The sequence below is a fragment of the Cyclobacterium roseum genome, assembly GCF_010119225.1.
In the GTDB taxonomy this organism is placed as follows: Bacteria; Bacteroidota; Bacteroidia; order Cytophagales; family Cyclobacteriaceae; genus Cyclobacterium; species Cyclobacterium roseum.
In genome coordinates this window covers 80673-92817 of the sequence record NZ_WNKF01000015.1, presented here as the reverse complement: position 1 = coordinate 92817, position 12145 = coordinate 80673, and the positions used below count along the sequence as shown (strand labels likewise).

At 46.0% G+C, this 12145-nt stretch carries 10 protein-coding genes; 5 read left to right on the top strand and 5 right to left on the bottom strand.

What is annotated here, in order from left to right; all coding sequences use genetic code 11:
* Positions 1-16: 16 nt before the first annotated feature.
* The 4 genes from GJQ68_RS18140 to GJQ68_RS18125 all read right to left on the bottom strand — a co-directional run bounded on the left by GJQ68_RS18140 (position 17) and on the right by GJQ68_RS18125 (position 5946).
* A complete protein-coding gene (locus GJQ68_RS18140; protein WP_162418698.1) occupies positions 17-976 on the bottom strand; it encodes an aldo/keto reductase in 960 nt (319 codons plus the stop codon).
* Between the two features lie 27 nt (positions 977-1003).
* Complete coding sequence (locus tag GJQ68_RS18135; protein WP_162418697.1) at positions 1004-1963, bottom strand: aldo/keto reductase; 960 nt, start codon at positions 1961-1963, stop codon at positions 1004-1006.
* 125 nt (positions 1964-2088) lie between these two features.
* On the bottom strand, positions 2089-3546 hold the full coding sequence (locus GJQ68_RS18130) for a DUF1501 domain-containing protein (RefSeq protein WP_162418696.1): 1458 nt from the start codon (positions 3544-3546) through the stop codon (positions 2089-2091).
* Between the two features lie 3 nt (positions 3547-3549).
* Positions 3550-5946: a PSD1 and planctomycete cytochrome C domain-containing protein gene (locus tag GJQ68_RS18125; protein WP_235941735.1), complete on the bottom strand. Its 2397-nt coding sequence runs from the start codon at positions 5944-5946 to the stop codon at positions 3550-3552.
* Between the two features lie 467 nt (positions 5947-6413).
* Here GJQ68_RS18125 and GJQ68_RS18120 point away from each other — a divergent pair, with 467 nt between their 5' ends.
* Both GJQ68_RS18120 and GJQ68_RS18115 read left to right on the top strand, forming a co-directional pair.
* The gene (locus tag GJQ68_RS18120) at positions 6414-6989 is read left to right on the top strand and encodes a DUF3244 domain-containing protein (protein ID WP_162418695.1); all 576 of its coding nucleotides are present in this window, start codon (positions 6414-6416) and stop codon (positions 6987-6989) included.
* A 201-nt stretch (positions 6990-7190) separates the two neighbouring features.
* Positions 7191-7388: a hypothetical protein gene (locus tag GJQ68_RS18115; RefSeq protein ID WP_162418694.1), complete on the top strand. Its 198-nt coding sequence runs from the start codon at positions 7191-7193 to the stop codon at positions 7386-7388.
* 71 nt (positions 7389-7459) lie between these two features.
* Here the strand turns inward: GJQ68_RS18115 and GJQ68_RS18110 are convergent, their stop codons facing one another.
* Entirely contained in the window at positions 7460-8419 is a 960-nt protein-coding gene (locus tag GJQ68_RS18110) for a calcium/sodium antiporter (RefSeq protein ID WP_162418693.1), read from the bottom strand.
* Between the two features lie 603 nt (positions 8420-9022).
* Here GJQ68_RS18110 and GJQ68_RS18105 point away from each other — a divergent pair.
* The 3 genes from GJQ68_RS18105 (at position 9023) to GJQ68_RS18095 (ending at position 12121) form a co-directional block, all read left to right on the top strand.
* Positions 9023-9529: a hypothetical protein gene (locus tag GJQ68_RS18105; protein WP_162418692.1), complete on the top strand. Its 507-nt coding sequence runs from the start codon at positions 9023-9025 to the stop codon at positions 9527-9529.
* A gap of 283 nt (positions 9530-9812) precedes the next feature.
* Complete coding sequence (locus GJQ68_RS18100; protein ID WP_162340361.1) at positions 9813-10337, top strand: hypothetical protein; 525 nt, start codon at positions 9813-9815, stop codon at positions 10335-10337.
* Positions 10338-10453: 116 nt separating this feature from the next.
* Complete coding sequence (locus GJQ68_RS18095; protein ID WP_162418691.1) at positions 10454-12121, top strand: ribulokinase; 1668 nt, start codon at positions 10454-10456, stop codon at positions 12119-12121.
* Positions 12122-12145 lie beyond the last annotated feature (24 nt).

Sequence of the window (12145 nt, the reverse complement as noted above, 5' to 3'; positions counted from 1 at the left end):
GGCTGGTTTATTATGCTCAAACAGAATCCCATAGGTCAGATTGGCTAAATGGGCTGCCGGGCACTTCGGTAAAGAAGGTTCCGTCGATGTATCGATGCTGAACGGAAATCCCTTCGATTGCCTTCATATCCGCAGCATCCAGGCGAATATCCGCCGCTTCCAGATTTTGCTTGATTCTTTCTTTATTTGCCGATTTTGGAATCACGGCAATATCCCGATGCAGAGACCAGGCAATCAGAACCTGCGCAGTAGATACGCCATGCTTATCCGCTATTTCTTTAAACAAGGGATGTTCCAGCAAGATGGGATCATCCTCTTTTTTTCTTGCCTTGGGCCGGTCAGCAGATCCCAGTGGGGAATAAGCCGTCACATGGATTCCATTTTTTTTGCAATAATTGACCAAATCGATCTGAGGAAGGTAGGGATGCAATTCGATCTGATTCATCTCGGGTTTTACCTGACAAGAATCCAGCAATTCCTCAATTTTACCCTGGTTGAAATTTGATACGCCAATGTGCTTTAATTTCCCCTCCGCTTTCAGGGATTCCATTGCTGCCCATGTTTCTGATAGCGGAACCTGCGAATAATCTAGAAAATCCTCGCCTTTTTCAGGAAACATAACATGAGACTTAAGGGATACCGGCCAATGGATGAGGTAAAGGTCCAGGTAATCCAACTGCAGGTCTTGTAGGGTTTTATTCAATCCTACTTTTACCTGGTCTTTCTCGTGGGCATTGTTCCATAATTTAGAGGTCACAAACACCTCTTCCCTTTTGACCAATCCATCATCAAAAGCTTTCTTCAATGCATCCCCTACTTCCTTTTCATTTTGATAGATGGCTGCACAGTCAATGTGTCGGTAACCGGCTTCCAAAGCCCATAATACAGCCTGATATACTTCACCGGGCGCAGACTTCCAGGTCCCCAAACCCAACATGGGCAGCTTATCGTTATTTTCAAATGTAATGAACTTCATTTTCTGTAGTATTAAAGTAGTTGTAAATCAATTAATAAATTCTTGCCAGAGGTCGGCATAGGTATATGGACTGCCATTGACCACCCAGGCAGGCCCGGGAGTATAGCGGTAAGGGCCCTCCAATTTATTCAGAAGGGACATGTCCTCCGCATCCAAATGCAATTTGGCAGCATTAAAATTTTCCTGAATTCGTTGCGGATGGACCGATTTTGGTACTACGGAAGTATTTCGCTCCAGCGCCCAGGCTAACGCTACTTGTGCGGCCGTGGCTCCGTGTTTGCTGCCAATTCGGTTAAGAACTTTATCCTCCAATAAAAGGGGGAAATCCACTTCGTTATTCGCTACCCGGTACGCAGCACCCAGCGGACCATATCCTGTCATCAGGATGGAATGTTCTTCGCAATACCCTTTCAACTCGTTTTGGGGAAGGTAGGGATGCAACTCTACTTGATTTAGTTCCGGCTGCTTGCTCGCCACTTCCCTGATTTCTTCCAGCTTGCTGGTATTGAAATTGGAGACCCCAATATGCCGGGTCAGCCCCTTCTGGTGCAATGTTTCCATTTCCTTCCAGGTATCGGACAGGGGCGCTTCCTCGTAACTCAGGAAATCTTCCTTGGCAGATGGAAAATCCACGCCTTTTTTGATCGCCACCGGCCAATGCACCAGGTATAAATCCAGGTATTCTAGTTGCAAATCGGCCAATGTGGCCTTCATGGCAGGAAGCACGTCTTCCGGCAGGTGACTGTCGTTCCATAGTTTGGAAGTGATCCATACCTCCTCCCTGCTGACCCATCCCTCTGCAAAAGCCCTGGAAAGAGCTTTACCGATTTCTTGCTCATTTTTATAGATGGGGGCACAGTCAATATGCCGGTATCCGACTTTTAATGCCTGCAGGACAGCTTCGTAAACTTCATTTGGTTTGGATTTCCAGGTGCCCAAACCCAAAGCAGGCATGGTATCACCATTGGTGAACTGTAATTCTCTCATATATTGGTTTGGTTATCTAAAAATTAAAAATGGTCATGGCATTTAAAAATGCATCTTTTTGATTTTAATCCCAAATTTTGAACCTTCCTTTTCGCATCGTACCAAGTTCGATATCCCAATCCTTATCAGGTTAAAAGCGCAGGAACCACGGATCCGGAAACATCGGTAAGCCGGAACTTTCTACCCAGATGTCTGTAGATCAGCCGTTCATGATCCAGTCCCAGTAGGTGCAAAACGGTTGCCTGAAAATCATGTACATGTACGGGATTTTCAGTAATGTTGTATCCAAATTCGTCCGTGGCTCCGTACACCATACCCGGCTTAACGCCTCCACCTGCCATCCATATACTGAAACACCTGGGGTGATGATCGCGCCCGTAATTATCTTTGGTCAACTTTCCCTGAGAATAGTTGGTCCGTCCAAATTCTCCCCCCCAGATAACCAGGGTCTCATCCAACAGGCCCCGCTGTTTCAAATCTTTTACCAGCGCAGCGGAGGGCTGATCCACATCTTTGGCCTGCAAGGCCATTTCGGAAGGCAGATTGCCATGCTGGTCCCAGCCCTGATGGTACAGTTGCACAAATCGCACGCCACTTTCAGATAATTTTCTTGCCAAAAGGCAATTGGCAGCAAAAGTCCCCGGTTTACGACTATCCTCTCCGTACATTTCAAAAACATGCTCCGGCTCCCGGGAGAGGTCAGTGGCCTCAGGCACTGCTGTCTGCATGCGATAGGCCATCTCGTACTGAGCTATTTTAGCCTGTATCTCGGGATCCCCCGATTTTTCAAATGATAATTGATTCAAGGCCGCCAAATGGTCTAACATCTTTCTTCTCTCGGCAGCGCGCATTCCATTCGGGTCATTCAAATAAAGTACGGGATCCTCCCCATTGCTGAATTGTACGCCCTGATGGGTAGCCGGCAAAAACCCATTGTTCCATAATTTTGAGTACACTCCCTGCCCGTTGCCTTTACCTTTCGATAACAACACCGTAAATGCCGGTAAGTTGCTATTTTCGCTACCCAGTCCGTAACTCAGCCAGGACCCCATACTGGGTCGATTGCCCTGCTGCGCTCCGGTCTGAAAGAAAGTGAGTGCCGGGTCGTGATTGATGGCTTCCGTATGCATGGATTTGATGATACAGATATCATCTACGATACCAGCCGTATGGGGAAAGAGATCACTTATCCAGGCCCTGGCCTCTCCATATTGCTGAAAATCGCTGAAGGAACCGACCAGGGGGAAAGCGTTTTGGCTGGAAGTCATGCCGGTCAACCGCTGCCCCATACGAATGGATTCCGGTAACTCCTCTCCCCACATTTCCCGAAGTTTGGGTTTATAGTCAAAGGATTCCAACTGAGAAGGTGCGCCGTTCTGAAATAGGTAGATGACGCGCTTCGCCTTGGGAGCAAAATGCGGAATCCCAAGTTGCCCGCCACCATCTCCTGAAAGTTCATTGCCACGAAATAGATCCGGAATCATCAAGGATCCCAAGGCGGCGCTTCCCAGGCCCAGGCTCAACTTCGACAGAAAATGCCTGCGATTGATGTGTAGACGATGATCTAACATTTCCTTTTCCATAACTCAGGATTTTGTAATGGTTTCTTCCAAATTATACATCAATGAAATTACCTGCATTAAGGCCGCCCTTTCCACCAAGGGCAAGGAGTCTTTTCGTGGATACTCCCCTACTGAAAGCATGGTATCGGCTCGCTCCGGTTCCTCACGATATCCTGAATAAAAAGAATCGTAATTATTCAGAAGAATTTGAAACTCTTCTTTTTCGGGCGTTCTGCCCAATATTCGGGAAAAAGCAGCCCGGATAAGGTTTGGCGTGGGGCTTCCGGTTTCCAGAAGTTGTTCAGCCAGCACCCGGGAAGCTTCCAGCACGACGGGGTCATTCATCATGACCAGGGCTTGCAAGGGGGTGTTGGTCTGCAGCCGCTCCACTTCACAGGCATCCCGGTTGCTGGCATCAAAAATCATCATGGAGGGAGGAGGTACGGTTCGTTTAATAAAGGTATACAATCCCCTTCGGTACAAATATTTTCCACTATCCTGCAGGTACCTGGAGAGATTTCCCCTACCCGAAGTAGCCGCTTCCCATAACCCCTCCGGTTGGTAAGGCTTCACGCTGGGCCCGCCAATTTCAGGGTGTAAGAGCCCGCTGCTGGCCAGGACCAGATCTCGTATTGCCTCTGCAGGCAGCCGCTGTCGCGGAAAACGGGACAATAGCCTGTTTTCAGGATCTTTTTCGAATTTTTCAGGAGGAACTACCGAAGACTGCTGGTAGGTCGCAGACTGCATTATTTTCCGGATTAACCCCTGAATATCCCAACCACTTTCCATAAAATCCACCGCCAGCCAGTCCAGCAAGGGCTGGTTTACAGGCAAATTGCCCTGCATGCCGAAATCACCGGGAGTCGCTACCAGGCCCTTTCCGAATAGTTCCTGCCAGATACGATTTACAAAAACCCTGGCCGTCAGGGGATTTTCCGAATCAAAAAGCCATTTTGATAACCCCAGGCGATTTTTCGGCAAATGATCCGGAAAAGGGAGGATAGCCTTGGGAATTCCAGGTTCGACGGCTTCTTTTGGTGCATCGTACATTCCCCGATCCAACAAGAAGGTGCGCCGTGTACTGTCCGGCTCACCCATAACGGAAACCTTTAGCACATCAGCCTCGGCCAGCAGGGAATTGTAGTTGGTCCCCTTTCCCATATTTGCCAGCAAGGTCTGTACCCTCCTGGCACTGTCCGGTAGGTTAACAAAATGAAGGATGTCTTTTACATCCTCCTCCCCGATTTCCATTAATGGCACTTTGGCAGGGCTTTTTTTAGAAAATCCCGGACTTGCTTCCTCAATGCCCCATTCGGCCACTGTGTTAAAAAACGCAAAGGTCTGGTAATATTCTTTCTGAGAGATGGGGTCGTATTTATGATCGTGGCATTGGGCACATTCCAGGGTCATTCCCAAGAGGGCTTTTCCAAGCGTATTGGTGCGGTCCACCGCATACATCACCCGATATTCTTCATCTATCGCACCAGATTCTTCCGTAATTTTGTGGTTTCGGTTAAAGGCCGTGGCTAGCAACTGCTCTTTTCCGGCTCCTGGCAACAGGTCACCCGCCAGTTGCCAGGTAATAAAGCGGTCATAGGGCAAATTCTGATTAAAGGCATGAATGACCCAATCCCTCCAGGGCCATTGGGTACGGTAGTAATCATCCTGATACCCATGAGAGTCAGCGTACCGGGACAAATCCATCCAGTGAACGGCCATTTTTTCCCCGTAGGCAGGATTGGCAAACAAGGTATCCAGCAGGGCATCCAGGTTCAAATCCTTATCGGCCAATCGATCCAAATCCTTCGCATTCGGGGGCAAGCCAAGAACGTCAAAGTAGACCCTTCGGATCAAACTCCACTTATCTGCAGGTTCATTGGGAGCTAATCCGGCTTCCTCCATGGCTGCCAAAACAAAATAATCTATTTCGTTTTGTACCCAATCTTTGGTCTCTATGTCCGGCAACACGGCCTTTTTCGGAGGAACAAATGCCCAATGAGGTTCGTACTCCGCACCCTGGCGAATCCATTTCTTTATCAACTGGATTTGATTGTCCGTTAGGCTCAGGTTCGAAGACGGCGGGGGCATGCGTTCATTCTTGTCCGTACTAAGTATCCGCCGATAGGCTTCCGAGGCTTCCGCATTTCCCGGTACCAGGGCATGCCGATCGGGTTGTTCTTTCAAAGCAGAAAGCGCATCCGCTTCCCGATCCAGCCGTAATCCAGCTTCCCGCTTATTGGCATCCGGGCCGTGGCAGGCAAAGCAGTTTTCGGACAAAATAGGTCTGATATGCAAATTATAGCTAATCGTTTCCGGAATAGAATGTCCCCGGTTGCTCTCACCACCACAAGCCAATAATAGCAAGCAAATGCCTGGCAGTAACCCTAACAATACCTTCATCCGTACTAGCACTCCAATCATGTTCTTAAATTAGCCAAATACCTGTGAATTACAAAAATGGAGTCGAACATTTGGCTTCTGGTATTTTTTTCTATCTGTGGAAAGGGATACCTCGTTCACTCCTTATTCTGGACAAATTAGTGATGCAGATCCGTGCACCGTTTTGTTCAATATCGAACAATCAATCCTATCGTTTTTAGCAAAAATGAAACCTTCACAAATAATTTTAAAAAATATTGTGAATTGATTTTTTTCCAGTTTAGTAGTCTGAAGGGACGTTTTTGTTCTTATTCGTACATCCTGCCAGGGATATGTTTCATAAGCGGACATCATTTTGGTCCAAAAGCTCCCACTACCATTTTTAAATGCGGTGCTGTGGATACCCAACATGCAGTACTTCGATTTTTTGGCTTGTATTTGGCCATTAGTCATGTAAATAGGCAACAAAAATGTTACTAAATATTCCAAAACAATTAACCATCAAAATCATGAAAACCATATTTTCCTTCCTCTTTTTTCTTGTTTTATCTTTTGGTTCCATGGCAAATCCTGGTCTGAAAGAATTGAAAGAAAACACCCGAATTGAAGCAAAAGACCAGTTGGTCCGGGTCCATTTCAAATCAGCGATCGAAAGGGTAACGTTGCGGCTTACAGACAAAAGCGGAAAAACGTTATTCAATGAAAAATACCAGACAAAGGAACCGGTTATCATCCCGCTTAATTTATCGCAGCTTGATGAAGGCAATTACGTACTGCACGTTATCGGGGATGAGGGAAGCAACTCATATGAAATAGAAAACCGAAAAAAAGTCCTGCTTCCCTTGATGGCCTACGGGAAACAAGCGGGACCTCATAAAGTATCGCTACTGGTAGTAGGCCTCGAAAAGCCAGGGACAATTGTTAAATTTTTTGACCATGCCAACCGGCTCCTGCTGAATGAAACCATTAACGAACCCAAGGGCTTTCGAAAAGATTATGTATTTGAACACATTCCCGTTAATGGGTTGACATTAATGGTAGCGGATGCCGATGGAAGGGAAAAGTACATCCGATTTGATAATTGATAATTACTAATTGTAAATCGAACAGGTGGGACTTAGCGATAAGTCCCATTTTTTTTTCTTATTACCCGACAAATTCAAACCACAATAAATGAGAATAATTTCTTTCAAAAATAATTTTCTGCCAAAGAATAAAAAATGCACAAACTGGCACGCAAATTAGATCGTTTGTTTTGTCCAAGCGACGCTAAAAAAACAAAACAAATGAAAACAATCATCTTAGCCTTGATGGTCTGCTCAGCAGGCCTTCTGCTTTCCTGCGGAAAAAAAGCCACAGAGGAAACCTTAGTTGTACCTACTGAACAGATCGAGGAAGTCTCCGAGGCTGAAATCAAGGAGGAAATGCCTCTGCAGGCGGATTCTACCCAGTCGGAGAATCTTTCACCGGCTGTAGTTCAATAAGCTACCCACTAACCTAAGCTGCCACCTCAAATGGCAGCTTTTTTTTGACCCTTGATTTATAAGATAAACCGTTACAAAAAGAGTAAATAATACAAATACCCGGCATAGATTAATAGGAAAGTGATTCCTTCCCACCTTTCGAGCATTCTACCTTTTCCTGAGAAAACAAATAAAAATAGTAGCAATCCCGCCACACAATTCATCACAATGTCTAAAAATGTCGCATCGTGAATCACTACCGGGAAAATAGTCGAGGACAGCCCTAGTATCAGAAAGACATTGAAGATATTTGAACCCACCACATTGCCGATCGCAATATCCACTTTTTTCTTTCTTACGGCTGCCAGGGAAGTGGCGAGTTCCGGCAGGGAAGTTCCTATAGAGACGATGGTTAATCCGATAACCCGTTCGGATAACCCGAAGGTCTGGGCAATAAAAATGGCATTGCTCACGATTAAATGTCCTCCGAATACCAAACCAGCTAATCCCAGCACAAACCAGAAAATAGCACTGCTCACTTTCATTTCAGTTACAGGCACTTCTTCCGATTGGGTTTCGGGGTTTTTTGAAACCATCACGTTATAAACTAAGAAAATGACGAAAAACGATATCAGCACCAGCCCTTCGCTTCTGCTTACCAAATTAACTTCTCCCCCATCCAACCAGCGATCACTGGCCAGGGTCCAGACCAACAGGGCTGCCAGAAAACTCAACGGTATCTCTATCCAGGTAGTATTTGACTTTACGGTGAGTGGAAAAACAAGCGAGCAAACTCCCAAAATCACCAGTCCGTTGAATATGTTGCTGCCAAGTACATTGGCCATGACCATTTCTCCGGATCCCTCCATCGCCGCCATCACACTTACTGACAATTCGGGTGCGGAGGTACCAAAGGCCACCACCGTTAGCCCGATCACCATATTGGGAATGGACAGCCGGGAAGCGATACTGGAGGCTGATTCCACCAATTTATCTGCTCCGTATACCAACAGAACAAATCCAATTACAAGCAATACGAGTGAAAGTATCATTCAGAGGCTAAGATTTAAACTCCGAATATATAGGCTTATTTTATGCCATAAAACAAGATAAACAAAAATAATTTTTTTTAAACTAATCCTCTCTTTTTAATTTTTCGTTAAACCGGATAACTTCAATAGAACATGAGAGCTTATTCCGGATTAAAGACTTTTTTGTTGCTAGTTCTATCCGGACTAGTAATTCCGGTTCTCTCCTCATGCGCCGATCCTGGCAAAGAAATAACCTCAACTACTCGTACCTTTCAGTCCGTTAGTAGCACTGATTTCCAGCAGGATTCACCAGTATTCTACAAAAGCATCGAGCAGGATTCGAGCAGGAATACTGAACCTACCTACCATCTATTATCGGGATTAGGTAAAAATCGGTACGAGTGGGTGGACGTGCCCTCCGAATTACCTGGCCTTGCCGGCTGGATTTCAGGAGAGTTTGCTTTTTTCCGGCTAAGGTTGGTCCTGTTCCCCTTCCATTTTTATGATTAACGCATGAGCTTACCTGGTGTAGCATAGAAGGGAAACGTACTTCAAATGGTAGAAGTATGATTTCCCGTATCCGTGCACAGAACTCATTTCTTTACTTAATTCTGATATTTTCAAATGATACCAATAGAACCCGTCAGCCTGGGCATGTCCTTGCTGGCTATTGTGGCATTTATTACGCCATTGATTTATCATTCCAACAAACGAAAGCGCCTGGAGACAGGGCATCGCCAGAGGTTTTTCCAGGCAGCCCTGGATCAGGGAGTTCAGCTCCACCAATTCGATTTTTGGCGGGGTCAATACGCGATCGGTTTGGACGAAACCAACCGAATAATACACTATACAAACACCTCTTCACCTCAGGAATTGATTCAACTTCAGATCGACGAAATAAAAGACGCATACCTGCTAAAATCCAGCCGGTTTAAAGGAAGGGGAAGGGAAAGAGAGGAGATAATTGACCGTTTAGAGATTCAGATAACGTTTTGGAATCCGGAAACAGGCAGTGCTCGATTGCTCTTTTTCGATGGAGAAAGACACTCAGACTTATTCGGTGAGGGGCCGTTGGCTAAAAAGTGGGTTCAAATTATCAATGCGCAACTTGTCCATCCGATTAAAGATTAATTAGTTGCTTAAAACCGGGGAAATCGAATTATTCCCCGGCTTTTTTTTTACCGTTTCGGGAGGGAGTGCGTAGCCGGAAGTATGGTAAATTCCAGCCCAATTGGGTCGGGAATTGGTTTTAAAAATCCCGAATGTAAGGTATTTACACAGAAAAGAAAATAAAAAACACTCAAATTTGAATTTTTAATACTTTTTTTTGTATTTTGTAGATGATATCACCGTGCTTCGAATCTCTAACCCGTGTTCGAGCAAAGAAACTATTTTTAGAAAATAATTTATAGACATGACCAACATCCAAAATTCACTGGCGCTGGCTTTTTTACCTGGATACTTGTTTTCCAGTCAATACGAAAAGCAGCCGATCCATGTTAAAGGGGATTCCCCCCCTCCTGTCACCGCCAACCCTCAGGAAAAATCGGATCAAAAGTTAATTCGACGCTACCTGGAGGGTTTGCAACTGGAAAGTTACGATTACATCAAAGAACTGATTCACGAGGACTTTAAATGTATCAATACCAATACGGATTCCATTCGGGACAGCATGCAGGAACTAGCCCATTGGAAGTCCCAACATAAAAAAATGAGCCACCTGTCCTTTAGTGACCCGATTCTTAAAAGCATTCGGGTAAACCGGGGAATTTTGAAAGGGGACTGGACGCTGGTTTGGACTACTTTCTCCGCATTGGATGGAGAGACCTTAAAATCAATCAAATACGAATACCACATGGCAATAAAAACCGAAAACGATTCCATATTGGAAGTACAGACCTGGCATCAGGAAGACCCTTCCGAATCGGATCTTTACTAAGTCATTCTGCTATTTTTAAGTCAGGAATGGGTCATTTTTCAATATTTGGGTATATTTTTACCAATAGAAAGCCATCTTGAAAGGTGGATTTTTTATCAACCCAAAATAAAGAACACATGGACAAATACGTATTGGGAGTTGATTTTGGAACCGACTCCGTCAGGTCCGTCTTGGTGAATGCAGCAGACGGGAAAACGGTGGCCAGCGAAGTTTTTGCCTATCCCAGGTGGAAGGAAGGAAGGTATTGCAACCCTGGCAAAAATCAATTCCGACAGCATCCTTTAGATCATTTGGAGGGCTTGGAGCATACCATTCGAGCCATTATGGGAAACAGCGGCGTCCCCAAGACAGCGGTCAAGGGGATCTGTGTAGATACCACCGGTTCTTCCCCACTTCCGGTAGATGAGCAGGGAAAAGCACTAGCCTTGTCGCAAAAGTTCAAGGAAAACCCCAATGCCCAGATGGTTTTATGGAAGGACCACACGGCGGTGGCAGAGGCGGACGAAATCAATGAGCTGGCCAGATCCTGGGGAGGGGAAGATTTTACCAAGTACGAAGGAGGGATTTATTCATCGGAATGGTTTTGGGCAAAGATTCTTCACATTATCCGCGAGGACCGGGAAGTGGCCGAGGCCGCTCATTCGTGGATGGAGCATTGCGACTACCTTACCTACGAACTCATTGGGGGACAACACCTTCCTGGCTTTAAAAGAAGCCGCTGTGCTGCAGGTCACAAAGCCCTATGGCATGAAAGCTGGGGTGGGCTTCCGGATTCTCAATTTTTAGAACAGTTAGACCCTCGATTGGCAGCCTTGAAAAATAACCTTTACAAAGACACTTACACATCCGATACCATAGCAGGGTACCTTTCGGAATCATGGGCGGACAGATTGGGGCTGGAACCCGGAACCACCGTGGCAGTAGGCACCTTTGATGCCCATGCCGGGGCCGTGGGCGGAGAAGTAGCGGAGGGAACTCTGGTAAAAGTGATGGGTACATCTACCTGCGACATCATGGTCACCTCTCCGGCCTCTTTAGAAAACAAAACCGTAAAAGGCATCTGTGGTCAGGTAGATGGATCGGTCATTCCCGGTAAAATTGGGCTGGAAGCAGGTCAGTCAGGATTTGGAGATGTATTGGCATGGTTTGTTCAATTGATTCAAAAACCAGTCCTGGCTACCCTTTCTGAATCCGGCCTGGATGAAGCCACTTATACCGAGATAAGCCGAACGTTGGAAACCAATTTAATACAAACCCTATCCAACCAGGCAGCCTTACTTTCTCCGGACACCAGTCAGGTAATGGCGCTGGACTGGATCAATGGCCGCCGGACACCCGATGCCAACCAAAACCTAAAGGGAGCGCTTTCTGAATTGGATATGGGTACCCATGCCGGCAGTATCTTTTTGGCCCTGGTTGAATCCATTTGTTTTGGCTCCAAACGGATCATTGAGCGATTCAGAGAGGAGGGCGTTCCCATACAGCAGGTGATCGGATTGGGAGGCGTTGCCAAAAAATCGACTCTGGTCATGCAAACCATGGCTGATGTATTGGATATGCCCATCAAGGTAGCCAAATCCGAACAGGCCCCTGCGCTTGGTGCTGCTATCTATGCCGCCACGGCAGCAGGTTTATATGATACCGTTACGGATGCAGTGTCCAAAATGGGAAATGGTTTCGATAAGGTATATCAACCCAGGGCGGAATATCGTGACGTTTATCAAAAAAAATATCACCGATACCTGGAATTGGGAAATTATATCGAAAACGGCCAAAAGCAGTAGGTGCTCCACCTTACATGGGTTTAC